Origin of the sequence: Lacticaseibacillus casei DSM 20011 = JCM 1134 = ATCC 393 (assembly GCF_000829055.1) — a bacterium.
GTDB lineage: Bacteria > Bacillota > Bacilli > Lactobacillales > Lactobacillaceae > Lacticaseibacillus > Lacticaseibacillus casei.
The window spans coordinates 2,558,672-2,579,102 of the sequence record NZ_AP012544.1 but is presented as its reverse complement, the minus strand read 5'-3'; the positions used below and the strand labels follow the sequence as shown (position 1 = coordinate 2,579,102).

Here is a 20,431-nt window from a genome sequence, read left to right as displayed (position 1 = left end):
GCGATGGCGGTAATTTAGTCGACCTTGTTGGCTAAATGCTGGATTGTATCCAGCATGGCTTGCTTGTGCGGCCAGTGAACATCGGGATTTTGCAACAGGTAAAAATGCCGGCGAAACTTTGCGCCGATGGTTTGCTGCGGCACTTCTTGGGGGACGATCCGATCCGACAGCAACGCCTGACCGACCTTGTTTTGCACCAGCGCTCGGAGCATGCTGTTGTTATTCACGGTCATGAGGTGATCTGGTGTGACGCCGGCTTCTTGTAGATAGGCAGTTGTGTAGTAGCGCATGCCGGAGCCTTCCTCGCGCGTGAGCCAAGTACCGGTAGGCCAGCCTGCCACCACCAATTGATCGGCACAAAGCGTGGTTCTAACCGCACCTTTTAGCGTTAACGGTTGTTCGATAAATCCCAGATCAAGCCGCCGCGCCTCCATCTGCTTCACCACTTGGAGCGAATTCAAAACGGCAACATTGAATTCCAGAAAAGGGAAGGCTGTTTTCAAACCGCGTGCCAAACTCGGGAACAGGACAACGGCGACACTTTGCGAAATGCCGATATTCAGTTCGACCGAAGCAGTTGCAGCGGTGTTTTGCATCGCTTGCTTGGCTTTATCCCAGTCAGCGAGCATGTTGCTGCTAAATTCATAGAGGATATCGGCAGCCGCTGTCGGAATGGTGGCACTGCGTTTGTTCCGCTCAAAAAGGGAAACATTCAGCTCATGTTCCAACTGGTGAATATGATGCGAAACAGTCGGCTGACTGGAAAATAGTTGCTCGGCGGCCAATGAGAAACTGCGGGTTTCATAAACCGCCATGAAGGTTCGAAGCAGATTGAACAAGACGTTGCCTCCGGGACTTTTATTTAGAAAGTTGATTAAAAATTTCTATTAATAAGCTAGCATAATACTAGCTGCAAAATCAAATCGGCGCTAACGATCAGGATCAGTCATCGTTAGTGCCGATTTTTCTGAATATTACAGAGTTGGTGAAATAAGACGTTAGTGCCAAAGCGGAGCAATCGTAGGCCAGATGGGGCTCAGCTGTGTCCACCCCTCTAGCTTCGCGGTCGCCAGCCCCTTCCTGGCCGGAGATTACGGAGTTTGGCACGGCATAAAACTCTGAGCCCGTCCCTGGACAATCGAAACAACTAAACCCTTGCCTCCGAAGCATCGCCAGCGTGCCGATAGAGATCAGTCGGCAACGCCGTGATCAATGGACTAGGCTCGTCCAGTGCGACCAGATCCAAATGGTGCAACGCGCGGGAGCACAGGGTATAGAGGATATCGCGATCGGCTTCATTTTGGTAGGTTGACGCGGAGACATCCCAACCCACGACCGCATCGAATTCAAGGCCCTTGGCCAGGTAAACTGGCAGAATGACACAACCACTTTTGAGGCTGTGATCGTTCGCGGACAATAACGTGACCGGGGTGTCGAGCTTGAGCGTCGCGTAAAGTTGATCCGCAGTCTGGGCGTCTTTAGTTAAAATCGCCACCGTGCCATCAGCCGTCAACAGCCGCGTGACCAACTTGGACAAGGCCGCGGCCCCATCCGCGCGCGGAACCGTTAGAACTTCCGGCTTGTCACCAGCGCGATTGAAGGCTTGGATATGGTCGTGTTCAGGCAACAAGGCTTTGGCAAAATTCGTAATCGGCTGGGTCGAACGATAGCTCTTGTTTAACGTAATGAGCCGAATTTTGTACCCCGCAAAAACATCTTTGATTTCATGAATGAAGTCACTAGGCTGGTAGTTGCTGGTAAAGACGTCCTGCTTGGCATCCCCGAGCAACGTCAACTTTGCTTTAGGGAACGCGTGCTTCAGATACAGCAATTGCGCCATACTGAAATCCTGCATTTCATCGACAAAGACATACTGAATCAGGCTGTTTTGGCCGCTGCCCGTACTCAGATCGCGCAGATACAGCAGTGGCGCGGCATCCTCCAGACGCAAGTGATGCGATTCAATCCCATTGGAAAAGGCCGTGATCATGGTCTGCCAAATCGAGTCACTGACCGGCGCATCGACCTGGGCCATGAAGTGTTGGTAATCCTGGAACACATCATAGAAGTGATCATTGTAAAGCGCATCGTAAATCGGGGCAAACGCCTTGGAGACAATGGCTTCCGACACGAATTGCTGCTCGTCTTCACCCGTCGCAAATTCATGATCGGCGGTCAGGGTTTCCAATTCACTTTGCGATAAATCCGAAACCTGCAATTGCGCCCAATCCTGCTTGGCTTCCATATGAATGCGGGCATTCAAGCGTTTGATCAAGGCGTTTTTAGTGGCCGTAAACTTGTCGACTGGCTGCATCAGCGCTGGTTGCGATTGATAGATCTTGGCGATATTAGCGGCGGAAAAGAAGGTTTCACCATTAAACTCAACATCGATGAAATGCGGCGTGCGGTCCGGGTTTTTGGCAAAGTCATAGATGGCTTCCAAGTAACTTGGGGCTTCTTTGAACCGGCGAATGGTTTCGGCAGCTTTTGGCAAACCTGCCGCGTCGTGTTCATAGCGTTCGAACAGGGTTTCTACGTGGAGGCCAGTGAAGCGGTTGGCCAAAAATTCAAATAACGTGGCCTGCCGCATGTTCTTTTCACCAAGGCTTGGCAACACTTGGGAAATGTAATTGGCAAAAAGTCTATTTGGCGAAAAGAGCACCATCTGATCGGCATCTAGATCGCTGCGGCTGTGGTACAGCAAGTAGGCAACACGCTGAAGCACGGCGCTAGTTTTACCGGAACCGGCGACCCCTTGCACCACCAGCAAATCACTGGACGTGTCACGGATAATGTCGTTTTGTTCCCGCTGAATCGTCGCGACGATGTTTTTCATGTATTCGTCGGATTGATCGCCAAGAACCGACTGCAGAATTTCATCGCCGACGGTTTCGTTGGTATCAAACATGGTTTTGATATGACCATGTTCAATTTGGAATTGGCGCTTATTTTTCAAAACCGCGTGTTGTTCTCCGGCCGGCGTCTCATAGGTGACATCACCCAGCGTGCCATTGTAGTAAATGGAACTAATCGGCGCGCGCCAGTCATACACCAGAAAATCGCCATTTTCATCAATGAACGTCGCCGTCCCGATATAAAGGGTATCTGGCTCACCATCTTCATCGATGTCAATACGGCCAAAATAAGGATTGTCCGCCAGTAGCGTCAGGCGATCACCTTCGTGTTTGAGGATCGTTTCGTTTTCAACGGCCCGCGCGACCATGACTTTTTGCTGCTGAACAGCGGCGTTGGTTTCCATTTGGTCATCGACTTCGGTGACGTTGACTTTCGTGTTTTCACCGTAAGCCCGTTCAATGCGGCTGGTTTCGCGGTGCGCCGCTTCGATTTGCTCATGAATAGCCGCTAACCTTGCCTTCAGCTTCTCGATAACCGCCGTGACGCGTGCTTGTTCTTCTGCTTTGGTTGCATTCTCCATAATAGCGGCGCTCCTCTCGTGTTTAAAATAGTGTCAACAATCTTAAGCCCAGCGGCCTGAAAAGTAAAGTAATGCGACATAACGCTTGTTGTTGCATCGGAAATCAAGGTGGTACACTTATGAATAATTAAAGTAAATGGAGGTTTGACATGGCTGATTTATGGCGGACGGTTTCCGAGCGCCACGTTGAATTGCTCAATGCCTTAGGACAACATATTGAAATATCGCTGATTGCGCTTGTTTTGGCAGTCATCATTGCCATTCCGCTCGCTGTTTGGGTACAGACGCATCCCAAAGTAGCGGCAGTTTTACTTCAGGTAACCGGCGTTTTGCAAACAATTCCTTCATTAGCCTTGTTAGGGTTGTTGATTCCATTCGTCGGTATCGGCACGGTACCGGCGATCATTGCGTTGGTCGTTTACGCACTGCTGCCGATTTTTCAAAATACTTATATCGGACTGCAGGATATCGATCCGTCGTATGAAGAAGCAGCCGATGCATTTGGGATGAGTCGCCTGCGCAAATTGTTCAAAGTCGAGTTGCCGATTGCGTTGCCGGTCATTTTATCCGGCGTGCGCACCGCGATGGTTTTGATTATCGGCACCGCCACCTTGGCAGCGTTGATTGGCGCCGGCGGACTGGGGCCGTTTATCCTGCTGGGCATTGATCGCAACGATGCTTCATTGACCTTGATGGGTGCGCTGGCGGCGGCGTTGTTGGCGATTGTCTTTTCGTGGCTACTGAATTTACTGCAAAAAGTCAATTGGAAGCTGAGTGTCAGCGTGGTTGGTATTGTATTACTGGGCTTTGCTGGCACCCAGGTTTATAACTGGGCGACGGCACCTAAAGAAACGATCACGATTGCCGGTAAATTAGGCAGTGAGCCGGACATTTTAATTAGCATGTATAAGGAATTAATCCAAAAAGCCGACCCTGATGTGAAGGTGACGCTGAAACCGAATTTTGGCCAGACGAGCTTCTTGTACAATGCGCTGCGAACCGATAAGATCAACATATACCCTGAGTTTTCCGGAACCGTGCTGGAAAGCTTGACGAAGCCAACTGCCGCCCAACAGAAACAAGTGGCGGCAGGCAAAAACAACTATCCGCTGGCCCAGCAACTACTGGCGAAGCAAGGACTGCGTTATCTGAAACCCATGGCGTACAACAATACTTACGCGCTGGTTGTCAAAGCCAGTTTCGCCAAGCGCTACCAGTTGAAGACAATTAGTGATTTGGCCAAAATTGCCCCGTCGATTCGCGCTGGCTTCGACTTGGAATTCATTGATCGCCAGGATGGGTATAAAGGCATTAAGCAGAAATATGGCTTGCAGTTCAAGGTTAATTCAATGGATCCGTCGTTGCGGTACCAGGCACTGGATCGCGGGCAGATTAATCTAACTGACGGCTACACGACCGATGCCCAGTTGCGCCAGTATCACCTTGTCGCTTTGAAGGATGACAGAGGTTTGTTCCCGATTTATCGCGGCGCGCCGCTCATGCGCAGCAGTTTTGCCAAGCACCATCCGCATTTGGTCACGGCGTTAAATAAGTTGGCGAATCACATCACCGAAAAGCAGATGCAGGATATGAACTATGCGGTCAGTGTCCGCCGCGAGAAAGCGGCAACGGTGGCGCATCGCTACCTTGTCCGGCATGGTCTGCTAAAGGAGGTGCGCTGATGGCACTGATTAGCTTGGAAAATGTGACCAAAGCCTATGATGGCAAGCCGGTGGTTGATGACTTGAGCCTGAATGTGGAGCAAGGCGAACTTTTTGTTTTAGTTGGGACATCCGGCAGCGGCAAAACGACCACTTTGAAAATGATCAATCGCCTAGTTGAGCCGACAAGCGGCACCATTAAATTTGCCGGTAAACCACTCACGGATTATCAGGTTCGCGATTTGCGGTGGAATCTAGGCTATGTGTTGCAACAAATTGCGTTATTTCCAACCATGACCGTTGCGCAAAACATTGCCGTGATTCCGGAGATGAAAGGCTGGTCGCGCCAAAAGATTCGCCAGGCAACCGATGAGATGTTGACAATGGTTGATTTACCGCCGGCCGAATACCGTGATCGCATGCCTAGTGAACTTTCAGGCGGCCAGCAGCAGCGGATCGGCATTTTACGTGCGTTGGCATCACGGCCTAAAGTCGTGTTGATGGATGAGCCTTTTTCCGCCCTTGATCCGATTTCGCGAACCCAACTGCAGGATATGTTGCTGCAACTGCATCGTGCTATGAAAACAACTGTGATTTTTGTCACGCATGACATGGCGGAGGCAATGAAGCTAGGCGATCGGATCGGCGTGATGCACAGTGGAAAGCTTTTGCAGGTTGACACACCGGAAGCGATTGCGACCCGGCCGGCGAATGATTTTGTGGCTGATCTTTTCAAGGGCGCACAGGCCAATCAAGGGTTGCAGGTGACCTTAAGTCAGCTGGCGCCGTTTGCGGTCACCGAGTCAGCGCGGCATGCGGTGGGCGGCAACTTGACGCTGGCGGAAGCATTGCCGCTGTTAGACGCACATGAAACGTTGCAGGTGAATAGTGACCATGGCACGTTTGTGGTTAATACTCATAGTGTGGTTGCTTATCTGGCAAGTGCATTTGTTGATCAAAATACAGAAACGGAGTGATCGTGATGGCATATGATTATGACACGATTGTGATCGGTGGCGGCCCCGGTGGCTTAGCTGCTGCTTATGGTCTCGCGGCGCAACAGAAGGTATTGGTCATTGAAGGCGATCTGTGGGGCGGCACCTGCCCCAACTACGGCTGTGATCCGAAAAAGATGCTGTATAGCGGTGTCGAAGTGAAAAATGCCGCCTTGCGGATGAACGGTTTTGGGATTAGCGGAACGGCTAAAATTGATTGGCCGTCCTTGATGGCGTTTAAGCGTGGTTATACGAGTGGCATTCCGGCTGGGACCTTGAACGGCTTAACCCGCACCGGCATTAAAACATTATATGGCCGGGCACAGTTGCTCGGTGAACACGCCGTTAAAGTCGGTTCGCAAAATGTCACAGGTGAACATATTGTCATCGCGACGGGCCACACGCCGCGCTTTCCGGATATTCCCGGTGCCAATTTGTTGAAAACAAGCCGCGATTTTCTGGATTTAGATGAGCTGCCGACCAGCATCGCGTTTATCGGTGCCGGGTACGTCAGTGTCGAGCTCGCCAATATTGCGGCCGCTGCCGGTGCGGAAGTGCATATCATCGGGCACTCTGATCGCTTACTGCGGGCTTTCCCAAAAGTCGCCACCGAAGCGTTGAAGCAGCTGTTGATTAAGTCCGGCATTCATTTTCACCCTAATGTTGAACTCACGAAAATCAGTCCGCTCGGCACGATGACGCATCTGCATGCGGATGATTTTGACATGAATGTCGATATGGCGATTACGGCCATGGGGCGCATTGCCAACGTTGCTGACCTCGGTCTTGCTAATGCCGGGATTAAGGCGGACACCCGCGGGATTCCGGTGGATGATCATTTGTGCACGGTCGTTCCAAATATCTACGCGCTCGGCGATGTGAATTTGAAGCCGCAACCGAAACTGACACCAGTTGCTGGATTTGAAGGACGCTATGTGGCCAGCCAGATTCTGGGCGATCAGGAGCCGATTCATTATCCTGCGATCCCAACGATTGTCTTTGGACCTACCGAGCTTGCCAAAGTCGGCGTGGCACTGGAAGACGCAGAAGCTGCGCCTGATCGCTACAAGGTGGTCCATAACGATATCACTCAATGGTACACGTATCACCGTCTGCAGGATCCGGACGCGCAGGTGTGGACGATTGTCGACAAAACAACCGGCAAACTCGCTGGTGCGGTCGTCCTTGCCAGTTTGGCAGAAGACCTGATCAATACTTTCGCCGCAGCCATTGACGCAGGTAAAAAGCCAGCCGAGCTTAATCAGATCTATGCTTATCCGAGTGCACAGAGTGATTTGCAGTATTTGTTTTAAGTTAGTTGAGTTGCATGGCACCAGATCACGCTCTTGCGCAAACGCGTTCTCTGGCGCAGAAGTCGGAGTATAAGGACCTTAATCGCAATGGCCAAGCCCGGGCCATCACGCTTAAGGCCACTTATACTCCGACTTCTAAGCGCGCCAGTTCACGCTCTTACTATTGACATCGTTACCCGAGTTGGCTAACCTAAACTCATATTCACCCAAGTGATGAGTAGTCTATCCAAGCGGTCTCAAGAGAGTCGGTGGTGCTGTGAAGCCGGTGGCCGGGATAGGTGAAGTTGGGTCGTTTGGGTTATGTTCGGTGGGTGCGCCTTAAGCCAAGAGTGGTTCGAAATTCGGACAAATTAGGTGGTACCGCGCGCAGGCGTCCTATGTTGCAATGACATAGGACGTCTTTTTTAATTGAAGGAGGTAGCTGACATGGCAAAAAAAGTGATTTTAACTGGTGATCGGCCAACTGGACGTTTACACATTGGCCATTACATTGGCTCATTGAAGAATCGGGTTGAATTGCAGAACTCAGGCGATTACGAGACTTTTGTGATGATTGCGGATACACAGGCATTGACCGACAACGCGAATGATCCGGAGAAGATCCGGCATTCGCTGCTGGAAGTCGCGTTGGATTATCTGGCTGTCGGGATTGATCCAGAAAAAACAACGATCTTGGTCCAGAGCCAGATTCCAGCACTGTTTGAGTTGACCGCTTACTATCTCGACTTGGTGACCGTCAATCGTTTGGAACGCAATCCGACCGTGAAGGCAGAAATTAAACAAAAGGCATTCGGTGACAGTGTTCCGGCCGGCTTTTTCATTTATCCGGTCAGTCAGGCAGCCGATATCACGGCGTTCAAGGCGACAACCGTTCCGGTCGGGGATGACCAGGAACCGATGCTGGAACAGACCCGCGAAATTGTGCGTACGTTTAACCGTACTTATCACAAAGAGGTGTTAGTCGAACCAGAAGGCTATTTTCCGCCAAAAGGTTTAGGGCGTCTTCCTGGTATTGACGGTAATGCGAAAATGAGTAAGAGTCTCAATAACGGTATTTATTTGGCGGATGATGCCGATACCGTTAAGAAGAAGATCATGTCGATGTATACCGATCCTAACCACATTCATGTGGAGGATCCCGGCAAAGTTGAAGGCAATGTCGTGTTTACTTATCTGGACATTTTTGATCCGGATAAGGCGCAGGTAGCCAAGTTGAAGGAGCAGTATCAACACGGCGGCTTAGGGGATGTCAAAATCAAACGTTACCTGATCGATGTTATGGATGCTGTGCTTGAACCGATTCGTACGCGGCGGGCCCATTATGCGGAAGATATGGGTGCGGTTGCGGAAATGCTCAAACAGGGTTCGGCAAAAGCCAATGTGGTCGCCAATCAAACCCTGCAGGAAGTTCGCGATGCCATCGGGTTCAACTACTTCAAATAATCAGATCCGTCTTTAGCCGGATGCTGATTGGTACCGGCATGGTAAAATAAAAAGGAAGTGAAAAACTTGATTACGGACGCGAATTGGCCTAGCAACGATTTTTGCTGCCGAGGTGCGTCCCAGAGGAGAATTGATGATGAAAACGAAACGACTAAGTCCAGTTGCAGTTACAAGCATTGTGCTCGGCGTGATTGTGGCGATCTGCCTGATTTTTGGCATTGGCACCTATAACTCATTAGCGAAGCAGAATCAGGCAGTCGAAGCACAATGGAGCCAGGTTGAAAACGTCATGCAGCGCCGGGCTGATTTGGTACCTAACCTGGTCAATGCCGTTAAAGGCCAGATGGGTCAGGAACAAAAGGTTTTTGGTGAAATTGCCGAAGCCCGCAAGTCCTATGCGAACGCGAACACAACGACTGGCAAGGCTAAAGCCGATGATCAGTTGAATAAGAGTGTGGGTACCTTGATTAACGTCATCAAGGAAAACTATCCGAGTTTGCAAAGCAGCAATCAGGTGAACACATTGATGACGCAGCTTGAAGGCAGTGAAAATCGGATTGCGGTTGAACGCAAGCGCTATATTGACCAAGTGCGTGATTACAATCAAAGCGTTGTGACGTTCCCGAAGAACATTTTTGCCAGTATGATGGGCTTGGGCAAGAAGGATACCTTTAAAGCCACCCCGTCAGCCCAGACAGTACCAAGCGTTGATTTTTCAAGTAATAGCTCCAGCTCCGGGAAGTAGGTGGCGCCATGCGCAGGCATTTAGCGTGGTTATTCGCCGCGCTGACGGGCTTGCTGCTGTTTGCCGGTGCAGCCCATCCGGTGGCAGCGGCCGAGGATCTGCCGGCACGACCGACTGACCATTACTACCTGGATCAGGATCAATACCTTGACGATGCTACCAAGCAATTAGTCGACCAAAAGAATCGCTACTATCAAGGAACCAAGCAGCAGCCGCAAATTGCGGTCGCTGCTTTGAAGTCCACCCACGGCGATCCGTTGTCAGACTATGCTCCGGATTTATTTCAAAAGTGGGGCATTGGTAAAAAAGGCACCGATAATGGCGTCCTGATTCTGTACGCCGACAATAACGGCAAACAAAATCTGCGAATCGAAGTGGGTTATGGTCTTGAAGGCGATTTGCCGGATGCTTTGGCCGGACAGATTCTAGACAGCAATCTGAAATCGATTAAGTCACACAACAAGGCGGATTTAAACCGAGCGTTGCGCAAGGTGTTTAATGCCGTTGCGACTGTGATTGATAAGAAATACAAATTTCCTAAAGACCAGAACACAGTGTCAGATGACACCATGAATCAGTACCGCAGTTCGGGTCGTAACCAGGGCGGTAGTCTTTTAGGAAAAATTATTTTAATCTTCCTGGCGGTTGTCGTCGTTGCGGTTATCTTCGGCGGCCGTGGCGGTGGTGGCCGCGGTGGCCGCCGCCGTGATGGCGATAGCGGTTTCTGGCTATGGCTGATCATTGACGCCTTGCTCTCCGCAGGCCGGAGAGGCGGCGGAGGCGGTTTCGGCGGTGGCTTTGGCGGCGGATCCGGAGGCGGCTCAAGCTGGGGCGGCGGCAGCTCCGGTGGTGGCGGTGCCGACGTTTGATTGCAAATATGTTTCATTTACCAGACAGTTATTCAGCTGCCTGGTTTTTTGTGCTATGGTGGTGAAATTGGATTTTAAAAGAGTGAGCGTGAGCCAGCCCGGTTAGAAAACGGAGCATAAGTGGCCTCGAGCCTAAATGGCTGGTCTTTGGCCATTTAGGCTCGAGGTCCTTATGTGCAGGTTTCTGGGCTGGCGAACGCGTTATGGAAAGTTGAGCGTGAGCTGGCGCTTTTAGGAATCGGAGTGTAAGTGGCCTTGGGCGTGATGGCCTGGTCTTGGCCATTGCGACCAAGGTCCTTACACGCAGGCTCCTGCGCCGGTGAGCGCGTTATGGGAGAAAGAAAGAAGCTTTGCCTTTCCCCACCCGCAGTCACATAAACATTACAAATTTTGGAGGTTAGATATGCGCAATTTAACAATTGGCAAACCATTAAAACTCATCGTGCTGTTTACGATCCCACTGTTAATCGGGAATCTTTTTCAACAACTTTACAGTTTTATGGATGCGCTGATTGTTGGCCGGACGATTGGCAAAGATGCTTTGGCAGCTGTCGGTGCAACATCTAGTATTGTTTTTTTAATTATCGGCTTTGCCCAAGGCACAACGGCAGGATTGTCGATCTTAACGGCGCAAGCTTATGGTGCTCACGATTATCGGCGGGTGCGCCGGAGTTTTGGAACGAGTGTCTGGATTACGCTTGGTATTTCCCTGATTCTGACGGTCGGCGCGGTCACTATGACCCGGCCGTTACTTGCGGTGATGCAGACGCCGCCGGACATCATGGACGATTCGATTGCCTTCGTACGGGTCATTTACTTTGGCATCATTGCGTCAATGGTGTTTAATTTGCTGAGCAATATGTTACGGGCATTAGGTGATTCGCGCACACCGCTGATCTTCCTGATTATTGCGACCATCATCAATATTGCGTTGGACTTCTGGTTCATCCTTGGTTTTCATTCCGGGGTTGCCGGTGCCGGTTACGCAACTGTCAGTGCGCAAGTGATCGCGGCATTGCTGTGCTGGGTATATATCCGCATGCGAATTCCGCTATTGGTGATCCGGCGTCGGGACTTACGAATCGATTGGCAGGACATTTTGCGCCATCTAAAAGTGGGCCTGCCGATGGGCTTTCAAATGTCCATCATTGCTATTGGGGCAGTGATTTTACAGGTCATGCTCAACACACTTGGCACCAACGCGGTCGCAGCGTACACGGCGGCTGGACGGATTGATCAGCTGGCAACGTTGCCTTCCGCTTCTTTCGGAGTGGCCATGGCCACGTTTGCAGCCCAGAACCTGGGTGCAAAAGCCTATGGCCGCATCCGCCGCGGCGTTTACCAAACGCTGGTTGTTAACGTTGGCTTATCGCTGGTTTTAGGGGCCTTGATTATTATTTTCAGTAAACCGCTCGTTAACTTGTTCCTTGGCCCGAATCAGCCAGCGGTCACGGCGTTAGCCCAGACATACTTCCATTACAACGCCAGCATGTATTGGTTATTGGCGATTCTGTTCACGATTCGCAATTTGTTGCAAGGTTTAGGCCAGACGCTGGTACCAACTGTTGCCGGCTTCTTTGAACTCGGCATGCGGGCGTTTGCGGCAATTTTCCTGGTCGTCCCATTCGGTTTTGCCGGCGCATCCGCCGCCAATCCCTTGGCATGGTTCGGCAGCGTGTTAGTGCTGGTCAGCTCATACGTCCGCACCATGCGGCGTATCAGGCAACAGGAAGACACCCTTGCCGGTGAGCAAGAGTGAGTTGCCGCTATTCAAGGTTACAAAAAAACAGACAAATGAGTTTCGCAAATACTGTGGCGGAAACTCATTTGTCTGTTTCTATATACGGGCCTATATCCCAAAATGCTTACCATAAACCTCTAGATCCGCGTGGCCTTCTGGCAAGGTTGCGATCGCCGGTAAGTGACCCCAGTGTTCGTAGCCAAATTTTTGAAATAAGTGGCGGCTTGCTTGGTTGTGGCCGAAGATGCGGGCAATAACGGTGGTCAGGCCGTGGGCAGGGGCTTCGTGATCAACGAAAGCCAGCCGACCGTCTCGTGGTGGTTTTGGATCACCCACGCCGGAAAATGGGCATTGTGCGCGGCGAACCACGCGGATTTTTGGGCGACGGTTTGTGGCTGTAAATCCGCGGTTGCACGATGCGTCGGAATGGTTTCGTTGTAAATCGCGACTATTTTTGGCAAGTCGGCGGCAGTTGCCGGTTTAAATTCGATCATCGTTCGTCATCGACTTTCTTGGCAATTAAAATGTGATGCGGCCAGTAAAAGTTGGCAGGGTAGCGGTCCCATTGTGGTGCATTGCTTCCAGCTGTGGCTTGACGCGATCACGCAAATTGGTACTTAACTTCAGCTCTGTCAGCAAGGCATTGGTAGTCGCGATTTCCCACCGGGCATCATCTAAATCCGGATCTTCGAGGAGGCGGCCGGCGGTATAAGTCCAAGTGTGATCGTGGGCTATTTGGATCAAAGTGTCAGGCGTGATCAACGTGCGAATATTGGCGACATCACTGGGGGCAATCGCATAAAGTAGTCCCTGAACCATCGCCGCCTGCAAGTGACCGATTTGATTAAGCGCCGTGGGCTGAAGCGACCATTCGGCAACATCCACAAAATCACCAATCGCACGCAAATTGTTTAACAGCAGCGCCAAAGCATTGGCCGATTCAAAATACCAAAGGCTATGAGCCATAACGATCCGGTCAAAATGCTGATCCGCCAGCGTGCCGAGACTATTCGTAAGATCCGTATTAAAATGCACCGTTAACCGACTGGCGAGCGGACCATTCAACAAGTGATCCCAAGCCTGTCCCAATGTCAATGGTGCTCCATAATCGCGCGAGGCAATATCGATACCGGTAACGTGGCCGCTGGGACCGACGCTATCGGCCAAAACCGCACTCAAGTCGCCTTGGCCGCAACCGATTTCCAGAATATTTTCACCGGCTTGAACTTGCCATGTGTCGGCAATGGCAATGCGATGAGCAGTTTGGCGACGTTGAACGGCATAACTATCAGCGGTAGGTTCAAGCGCCATAAGTTTGGTGATGTCATCAAGGTGATTCTTCATGAGAGACTCCCTTTATGTAAAGTTAAATGTGGACGATGCAGTCAGTCTCTTTTTATAAGGAAAAAGTACAGCCGATATCGCCTTTTCCAGAGTGACGAAGGTTGATCAGCGTCAAAAGTGAGACTTCCTTCAGCGTCGTTTCATGATGGTCTAAGATTATCACAAAAATATTGGCGATTGCGCAAAAAGATGGCGACAATCGCATATTTTTATATAAACCGTGGTCATACTGGGTCACATTGGCCTAGCCTCCATATGATAGCGAAATAATTGGAAGAAGTTGTGAATCTACGCCAAATTCGGCGAAGTATCGGCTAAATATTTGGTAAACTTGAATTGGAGTGGCTGAGCAGATAAATAAGGCTTGGCTAAAAACTCATGCAACCAAAATATGCCGTGCTATGATGGCATTAGGATGAACGGTTCGGTTTTGGTGAATTTAAAAAGAATGGACGGAACGGACATGGCAAATAATATACAGGGATTCGCGATGATCGGTGCACAATCCATCGTTTTTAGCATCACGAATTTAAGGACACTTAAAACAATTGAACGCGGTAAATATCCAGTTGCCATCGGGGATGATTTTTATGCTGAACACGAAATCCTCCCTGAAACCGTTGATACCATTGTGCAGGCGTTTGATGCCATTAATCAGATTTTTAAGGACTATGGCGTGACGACGGTTAACGTTTACGCCAGTACTAGCTGGGCTGAGGCGGACAATGCCGAGTTTGTTCGGGACCAACTTTATACCCGCACCGGTTGGCTGATCCGGACAACTTCATTGTCGGAAGAGGCCTTTTTCCGTACGCAGGCCATTATGGTTAAATTTCCACAGTTTGCCTCGATCACCCAAAAAGGAACGGTGTTGATCGATATCAGCTCCGGTTCGGTGGAGCTGACGACCTTTTGCCAAGGGACCTTTGGCTTTTCCCGAAACTTGTCGCTAGGGCCGATGCGGGTGTATGAGATTATGAGCGATGTTCAGCGTTCGGTGACGAACTATGTTGAAGTCATGCGCGATTACATCGACAGCCGCTTACTGGATTTCATGCGTTTGCTGCCGCAAGGGGTTGAGTATACCAACATGATTTTGATGGGCAGCAGTTTGTCGATTTTTCAAAATTTGATTCCAGAAGGCAAACGGCAGGTCGAAACCGATCGGCCAGGCTTTGACATGCTTTACGATGAAGTGACGAAAGCGTCCGACCAGTACCTTGCCGATACTTATGATCTGACCTCAAGTCAAACATCGCTGGTGTTGCCAACGGTTTTGCTTGTATATCGTCTGATCGAAACACTGAATAGCCAATCAATCTGGATTTCGGATCTCAAAGCGATTGATGGCCTCGAAGTCCACGCGGCGCACGCTGGCGGGTTTAAAAAACTCGGCTTCGATCCTGATGAAGAAATTGTCATCAGCGCTAATAATTTAGCCAAACGTTATCAGGTCGACGACAAACACATGGAGGCAACGCGCACGTTTGCTTTGCAACTTTTTGATCGGCTCAAGAAACTGCATGGGATGGGCAAACGTGAACGCCTGTTGCTGGAAGTGGCGGCAACTGTCAGCGATATTGGCAGCTACATTGAAACCCACAAGCATTATGCTCACTCGAACTACATTATTATGGCTTCGGAAATTATGGGCTTGAACGAGTTGGAAGTGACCATGGTAGCAACGATTACCCGCTTCCACAGCTCGGTGACGCCACAGTCAGACTTGAAGAATTTTCCGATGATGTCAACCGAAAACCGCTTAGTTGTCGCCAAACTATCCGCCATTTTACGCGTGGCCGACAGCCTCGATGCCTCCCGCCAACAGAAAATTCAACAACTGCGCGTCTCAGTGAAGCCAAACAAAGTCTTGTTGTCGGCTAAAGCAAATGATGATATCGAGCTGGAACGGTGGACGTTGGCACGAAAAGGAAAATTTTTCTCGGAGGTTTTCGGAGTAGGGCTTGAGTTGAAAGGACGAAACACGCTATGAAGAAGCTTGATTTTTCCAAACCACGCTATTTTAATAACCGCGAGCTAAGTTGGCTTGCGTTTAATGACCGGGTATTAGAAGAAGCCCGGGATAAAAATAATCCGCTTCTGGAACGCGTCCGTTTTCTGGGCATCACCCAAAGTAATCTGGACGAGTTCTTCAACATTCGGGTTGCTTCGTTAAAGAAAATGGTGACGGTTAATTATGACAAACCGGATGCAGCCGGCATGAAACCGCAGGAACAACTTGATGCGATTTCCAAGACGGCGCACGCCATGGTGGAAAAGCAATACAACACATTGGTGCGATCGTTGACGCCAAAATTGGCGGCAGTGGATATTCAGTTACTGCATCCTAGCGATTTGAATCAGAAGCAGCGGGATTTTGTGTCAGACTATTTTCACTATGAACTTTATCCGGTTCTGACGCCGATGGGAGTCGACCCGACTCGGCCGTTCCCGTTTCTGGGCAACAACAGCCTGAACTTGGCGATTCGCCTGGTTCGGCCAGAAGATAGCGAAGATGATAAGTCGCGTTCATTTGCCATGGTTCAGGTGCCGGATGTGTTCCCGCGCGTTTTGCGGCTGCCCGGCGGTGACAACGTGTTTATTTTACTTGAAGAAGTCATCCGGATGTTCGTCGGTGAGTTGTTCGTCGGCGCCGATATCAAGGAAACGGCAACGTTCCGCGTGACCCGCGATATGGATATGGACGTGGCTGAAGAAGATGCTTCCGACCTGATGAAAGAGATTCAGTCACAACTTAAAAAACGTCAGCGCGGCAAGGTCATGCGCCTGGAAATTGAGGCAGGCATGGGCAAACACCTGCGGAAGCGGCTGACCAAGGCGATGAATGTCAAAGACGAAGACATTTACGAAATTCATGGGCCGATCGATCTGAATTTTCTCAGCAAGCTTGTGAAGCAGGTTCACGGCCATAAAGAGCTTTTGTTTAAACCATTCACGCCTTATATGGATCCGGCGTTTGAGCGCGAATCGATCTTTGACGTCATCAAGGAACGCGATGTGTTCATGCAACATCCCTATGACAGTTTTCAGCCAGTCATTGATTTTATCCGTGAAGCTGCCCAGGATCCGCAAGTCTTAGCGGTGAAAATGACCCTGTATCGCGTGTCGAGCAAATCGCCGATTATCCGTTACCTGAAGCAGGCCGCTGAAAATGGTAAGCAGGTCACTGTCTTAGTCGAATTGAAAGCTCGATTCGACGAAGAAAACAACGTGCATTGGGCGCAAGAACTTGAACATGCTGGCTGCCACGTCATTTATGGTTTGGTTGGCCTCAAAACCCATTGTAAGTTGGCGCTTGTTGTTCGGCGCGAAGAAGAAGGGATCAAACGTTACATGCACATGGCGACCGGGAATTACAACGACGTCACCGCCCGACTTTACACCGATATGGGATTGTTCACCTGCAACAACGAAATTGGTGAAGATGCTTCGAACATTTTCAACATGCTGTCCGGCTTTTCGGAGCCACCGTATTTCCACAAGCTGGTCATCGCGCCGCTTGGCATTCGCGATTATTTGATGGATCGGATCGACGAAGAAATCGCCGCGGCCAAAGCCGGTCGCAAAGCCTTAATTCAGATGAAGATGAATTCGCTGTCCGACACTGCCATGATCGAGAAGCTTTATGAAGCCTCGCATGGCGGGGTCGAAATCCATCTACTGGTTCGCGGCATTTGCAACTTGAAAGTCGGGATTCCCGGCGTTTCGGATAACATCACCGTTCATTCGATTGTCGGTCAGTTGCTGGAACACAGCCGAATTTATTACTTTTACGCCGATGGTCAGGAAAACGTCTATCTTTCCTCAGCTGATTTGATGAATCGCAATTTAAGTCGACGCGTGGAGCTGCTTTTCCCGATTCTACAAGACGATATTCGCGAGCGCATCATCAAGATCTTCGGGATTATGTGGGACGATAATGTTAAAACCCGCGTTCTCCAGCCGGATAGCACTTGGACCCGCGTGCAATTGCGCGGCGTGACCAAGCTTAATGCACAGGCTTATTTCATTAAACATGCAGTCGCCATGGGTGAAGCATTGCGGCGTGAAGAAATTGATCAGGCACCTGAGGATTTGCACGCAACGCACGCATTTATTCCCATGACGGCACCAAAGGAGGATGATGATGCATGACGCATCACTTCGCAGTAATTGACCTTGGCAGTAATTCTGCCCGGATGACGATCTGGTCGATTGATCAGGAAGTCGTGAAACCGGTCAAGCGACTCAAGGAAATGGTGCGCTTGTCTGAAGATATGGGGACGTCGCGAACCCTTCAGCCAGCAGCCATGGACCGAACATTGAAGGCGTTACAAGGGTTCAAAGCCGAACTGGATAAGTATGAAGATATTTCCTTAAAAGCCGTTGCCACGGCAGCGGTTCGCCAAGCCAAGAACCAAAAGGCCTTTCTTAAGCGGGTCAAAAACGAGGCTGGCTTGACGATTAGCGTGATTCCCGGCATGCGTGAAGCCGAGTATGACTTTTTAGGGGTGGTCAATACGCTGCCGATTCAAAACGCCTTAATCATGGATACTGGCGGCGCATCGACTGAACTGGTTTTGGTGCAGAATCGTAAGCTTCAGCATCTGGTATCGATTCCATTCGGGTCGGTCAATTTGTCCGAACGCTTTTTGAGCCCGGATGTTATTTCGGCAGCGGAGTATTTTTCCCTGAGTACGTTCATTCACCAAACTTTCAATAGCGTTTGGTGGCTGCGGCGAGCCCAGAATCTGCCAATTGTGGCACTGGGTGGGAGTAACCGGACATTAGCCAAAATCGAACGCCGCAAAGAAAAACTTGCGGATTTCGAAGCGATTCATGGTTATCGGATGCCAACCCAGCAAGCGAACAATATTTTTAAAGAGATTCTGAGTTCTGATCTGGCGACCCGGGAAGCCATTCCAGGATTAGCGAAGTATCGGGCGGACATTATTGTGGGCGGCTTGGTGCCGGTGATTTCCATGATCCGGTATCTTGATTCCGATCGGCTGACCTTTTCCCAGTTTGGGCTACGTGAAGGTGCGCTTTATGGTCACCTCAACAGCCGGGCCGTGGCGCAGCGGGAGCATTAGTTAATCATTGCTTAAAAAGCATGCTGATTTGCTAACGGAATGCGTCCAAACAGCGATAATGAAAGTACCAATCTAAAGGATGGTTTTGAGCTATGAAAAAATTGATCAAATGGCTGGGGTTGGCGGCAGCCGCTTTGGCATTACTAACAACCGCGCCGCGTGTGGTGCGGGCGGATACCTGGTCGCAACCGGTGGCCACGCTTGGCGCCTCACTGACAAGCGATCAAAAAAGTGGGACGCTCAGCACGCTGCAAAATGCCGCGGGTGTTTCCAACGCCAGTCAACTAACGGTCAATGGCGCAACCTTAGTGAAGTATCTCAATCCTTCGGGCAGCTCGTTCACCGAGAATTCCGGCGTTTGGTCGAGTGCGTTGGTGCAAAAAACCAATAATGGCGGGATCAATGTCACTATTGTGCCGTATAACGGTACAAATAACATTACGACCATTACGGCTGACCAATATCGCAATGCCGCGTTAACAGCTGGTGTCAGCAACGCCAATCTGTACATCACCAGTGCCGTCAAAATCGACGGTTCCGGTGCGTTAGCCGGGGTCTACGCAGCGTTTGCCCAAAACGGTGACAACCTCAACAATCAGCAAATCAACGCTGCCCAGCAGGAAGTCAACACGCTTAGTTCGATTACCCAAGCCAACAAAGACAAAGACGGCTATTCGGACAAGCAGCTCAATAATGCCGTTGCCGGTGCCAAGCAGCAAATGGCGACCCAAAGTAACAATGGCCAGCAAACTTTGTCCCAGAACCAAATCGGCAATATTGTGGACAGCCAGCTTAAGCAGAATAATTTAACGACCATCATCAACAATAACCAACGTCAATTGATTATTAACTTGCTGGTGAATGTGCAAAAAGCCGGTTCCTTAAAGAATACCGATTTCAAGGCACAGGCAAGCAAATTAGCCAATTCAATTCAAAATTCGGCAAAAGGGCTGTTTGATAAGCTCAATAAAAGCCTAAACACTGAAGAAAACCGGAATTTCCTGCAGAAAATCTGGGATGGCATCGTTAGTTTCTTTAACGGTATTGCCCAGTGGATTCGGAGTCAGTTTTAATAACCGCAACTTGGTAAGTTAGAAACGAGGTGGCCTCATGTTGCCTAATATCTTGGTCAGTGATCAAACTGGCCAAAGCAGCCACACGTTGACAGGCGCCATCACAATTGGTGCCATTGTCGCGGTGATCATTATCTTGTTCTTAGTAATTAAACTGTTAGGTGCGAGTTTGCGCCATCCATTTATCAGCCTGGCACTCTTTGCACTCGGCGGCTTTGCCATTTTCAAATTTGCGTTAGTCGGCATCATCGGCATCGGTCTGCTGGCGGCAGTCGGCGCCGGTGCGTTGTGGATGAATACTGGTGACGGCGGGTGAAAATGGCGTAATTTGCTAGTATTCACTCGTTAAGAGGCTGAATCATAATTCATAGCTATAATAAAAAGCGAACATATCCTTCAATAATTGGAGTGTATGTTCGCTTTTTGTTTCCCTAGGGTAATGCGCTAGAGTTATTTAAGCTCTGAGTGCCAAAGCGGAGCAATCGTAGGCCAGATGGGGCTCAGTGGTGAAATTGTACTAGCTGGGCGGTCTTCCCAGCGTAGTACAAGGCCGAGCTTTGAGACTCAGCCGGGTTTGCAGAGGCTCAAAGTCGTGCCCACCACTCTAGCTTCGCGGTCGCCAGCCCCCGAGCCCGCCGGAGATTGCGGAGTTTGGCACAACAAGGAACTTATTGCCCTAAATTTTTTGATGGTTCGGGATTTACTAACCTATGAACGT

The 20,431-nt window shown here is 50.1% G+C and carries 16 protein-coding genes and 1 pseudogene; 12 read left to right on the top strand and 5 right to left on the bottom strand.

Annotation, left to right across the window (positions count from 1 at the left end; genetic code table 11):
• Positions 1-14 precede the first annotated feature (14 nt).
• Both LBCZ_RS12435 and helD read right to left on the bottom strand, forming a co-directional pair.
• Entirely contained in the window at positions 15-839 is an 825-nt protein-coding gene (locus LBCZ_RS12435; protein WP_025012822.1) for a LysR family transcriptional regulator, read from the bottom strand.
• A gap of 308 nt (positions 840-1,147) precedes the next feature.
• Positions 1,148-3,436, bottom strand: a complete 2,289-nt coding sequence (gene helD, locus LBCZ_RS12430; protein ID WP_039639906.1) for an RNA polymerase recycling motor HelD — start codon at positions 3,434-3,436, stop codon at positions 1,148-1,150.
• 149 nt (positions 3,437-3,585) lie between these two features.
• Here helD and LBCZ_RS12425 point away from each other — a divergent pair, with 149 nt between their 5' ends.
• From LBCZ_RS12425 to LBCZ_RS12395, 7 genes are all read left to right on the top strand, one after another.
• Positions 3,586-5,118 (top strand): ABC transporter permease/substrate-binding protein, encoded by a 1,533-nt coding sequence (locus LBCZ_RS12425; RefSeq protein ID WP_025012821.1) that lies wholly within the window; start codon positions 3,586-3,588, stop codon positions 5,116-5,118.
• Positions 5,118-6,074, top strand: a complete 957-nt coding sequence (locus tag LBCZ_RS12420; RefSeq protein ID WP_039639908.1) for an ABC transporter ATP-binding protein — start codon at positions 5,118-5,120, stop codon at positions 6,072-6,074. Before LBCZ_RS12425 ends, LBCZ_RS12420 begins: the two co-directional genes overlap by 1 nt.
• A 5-nt stretch (positions 6,075-6,079) precedes the next feature.
• Entirely contained in the window at positions 6,080-7,405 is a 1,326-nt protein-coding gene (locus tag LBCZ_RS12415; RefSeq protein ID WP_025012820.1) for a dihydrolipoyl dehydrogenase family protein, read from the top strand.
• A gap of 426 nt (positions 7,406-7,831) precedes the next feature.
• Entirely contained in the window at positions 7,832-8,848 is a 1,017-nt protein-coding gene (gene trpS / locus LBCZ_RS12410) for a tryptophan--tRNA ligase (RefSeq protein WP_025012819.1), read from the top strand.
• A 136-nt stretch (positions 8,849-8,984) separates the two neighbouring features.
• Positions 8,985-9,593, top strand: a complete 609-nt coding sequence (locus LBCZ_RS12405) for a LemA family protein (protein ID WP_010490914.1) — start codon at positions 8,985-8,987, stop codon at positions 9,591-9,593.
• Positions 9,594-9,601: 8 nt separating this feature from the next.
• Entirely contained in the window at positions 9,602-10,462 is an 861-nt protein-coding gene (locus LBCZ_RS12400; RefSeq protein WP_025012818.1) for a TPM domain-containing protein, read from the top strand.
• 403 nt (positions 10,463-10,865) lie between these two features.
• A complete protein-coding gene (locus LBCZ_RS12395; RefSeq protein ID WP_039639910.1) occupies positions 10,866-12,221 on the top strand; it encodes an MATE family efflux transporter in 1,356 nt (451 codons plus the stop codon).
• Between the two features lie 90 nt (positions 12,222-12,311).
• Here the strand turns inward: LBCZ_RS12395 and LBCZ_RS12390 are convergent.
• The 3 genes and pseudogenes from LBCZ_RS12390 to LBCZ_RS12380 form a co-directional block, all read right to left on the bottom strand.
• Positions 12,312-12,697 (bottom strand): annotated as a pseudogene (locus tag LBCZ_RS12390) (N-acetyltransferase family protein).
• A 25-nt stretch (positions 12,698-12,722) separates the two neighbouring features.
• Positions 12,723-13,547, bottom strand: a complete 825-nt coding sequence (locus tag LBCZ_RS12385; RefSeq protein ID WP_025012817.1) for a class I SAM-dependent methyltransferase — start codon at positions 13,545-13,547, stop codon at positions 12,723-12,725.
• 52 nt (positions 13,548-13,599) lie between these two features.
• Entirely contained in the window at positions 13,600-13,785 is a 186-nt protein-coding gene (locus tag LBCZ_RS12380; protein WP_039639913.1) for a hypothetical protein, read from the bottom strand.
• Between the two features lie 225 nt (positions 13,786-14,010).
• Between LBCZ_RS12380 and LBCZ_RS12375 the strand changes: the two genes are divergently transcribed.
• The 5 genes from LBCZ_RS12375 to LBCZ_RS12355 all read left to right on the top strand — a co-directional run bounded on the left by LBCZ_RS12375 (position 14,011) and on the right by LBCZ_RS12355 (position 20,029).
• Positions 14,011-15,540: a Ppx/GppA phosphatase family protein gene (locus LBCZ_RS12375; RefSeq protein WP_025012816.1), complete on the top strand. Its 1,530-nt coding sequence runs from the start codon at positions 14,011-14,013 to the stop codon at positions 15,538-15,540.
• Positions 15,537-17,702, top strand: a complete 2,166-nt coding sequence (locus tag LBCZ_RS12370) for an RNA degradosome polyphosphate kinase (protein ID WP_025012815.1) — start codon at positions 15,537-15,539, stop codon at positions 17,700-17,702. Before LBCZ_RS12375 ends, LBCZ_RS12370 begins: the two co-directional genes overlap by 4 nt.
• Positions 17,699-18,640: an exopolyphosphatase gene (ppx, locus tag LBCZ_RS12365; RefSeq protein ID WP_025012814.1), complete on the top strand. Its 942-nt coding sequence runs from the start codon at positions 17,699-17,701 to the stop codon at positions 18,638-18,640. Before LBCZ_RS12370 ends, ppx begins: the two co-directional genes overlap by 4 nt.
• A 92-nt stretch (positions 18,641-18,732) precedes the next feature.
• The gene (locus LBCZ_RS12360) at positions 18,733-19,713 is read left to right on the top strand and encodes a DUF1002 domain-containing protein (RefSeq protein ID WP_025012813.1); all 981 of its coding nucleotides are present in this window, start codon (positions 18,733-18,735) and stop codon (positions 19,711-19,713) included.
• Positions 19,714-19,750: 37 nt separating this feature from the next.
• Complete coding sequence (locus LBCZ_RS12355; protein WP_025012812.1) at positions 19,751-20,029, top strand: hypothetical protein; 279 nt, start codon at positions 19,751-19,753, stop codon at positions 20,027-20,029.
• Positions 20,030-20,431 lie beyond the last annotated feature (402 nt).

What these genes read in the sequence shown, in the direction of transcription:
- LBCZ_RS12400 (WP_025012818.1), top strand. Translation starts at nt 9,602, where the DNA reads ATGCGCAGGCATTTAGCGTGGTTATTCGCCGCGCTGACGGGCTTGCTG.
- LBCZ_RS12355 (WP_025012812.1), top strand. Translation starts at nt 19,751, where the DNA reads ATGTTGCCTAATATCTTGGTCAGTGATCAAACTGGCCAAAGCAGCCAC.
- ppx (WP_025012814.1), top strand. Translation starts at nt 17,699, where the DNA reads ATGACGCATCACTTCGCAGTAATTGACCTTGGCAGTAATTCTGCCCGG.
- LBCZ_RS12370 (WP_025012815.1), top strand. Translation starts at nt 15,537, where the DNA reads ATGAAGAAGCTTGATTTTTCCAAACCACGCTATTTTAATAACCGCGAG.
- LBCZ_RS12375 (WP_025012816.1), top strand. Translation starts at nt 14,011, where the DNA reads ATGGCAAATAATATACAGGGATTCGCGATGATCGGTGCACAATCCATC.
- trpS (WP_025012819.1), top strand. Translation starts at nt 7,832, where the DNA reads ATGGCAAAAAAAGTGATTTTAACTGGTGATCGGCCAACTGGACGTTTA.
- LBCZ_RS12425 (WP_025012821.1), top strand. Translation starts at nt 3,586, where the DNA reads ATGGCTGATTTATGGCGGACGGTTTCCGAGCGCCACGTTGAATTGCTC.
- LBCZ_RS12360 (WP_025012813.1), top strand. Translation starts at nt 18,733, where the DNA reads ATGAAAAAATTGATCAAATGGCTGGGGTTGGCGGCAGCCGCTTTGGCA.
- LBCZ_RS12405 (WP_010490914.1), top strand. Translation starts at nt 8,985, where the DNA reads ATGAAAACGAAACGACTAAGTCCAGTTGCAGTTACAAGCATTGTGCTC.
- LBCZ_RS12415 (WP_025012820.1), top strand. Translation starts at nt 6,080, where the DNA reads ATGGCATATGATTATGACACGATTGTGATCGGTGGCGGCCCCGGTGGC.
- LBCZ_RS12385 (WP_025012817.1), bottom strand. Translation starts at nt 13,547, where the DNA reads ATGAAGAATCACCTTGATGACATCACCAAACTTATGGCGCTTGAACCT.
- LBCZ_RS12420 (WP_039639908.1), top strand. Translation starts at nt 5,118, where the DNA reads ATGGCACTGATTAGCTTGGAAAATGTGACCAAAGCCTATGATGGCAAG.
- LBCZ_RS12395 (WP_039639910.1), top strand. Translation starts at nt 10,866, where the DNA reads ATGCGCAATTTAACAATTGGCAAACCATTAAAACTCATCGTGCTGTTT.
- helD (WP_039639906.1), bottom strand. Translation starts at nt 3,436, where the DNA reads ATGGAGAATGCAACCAAAGCAGAAGAACAAGCACGCGTCACGGCGGTT.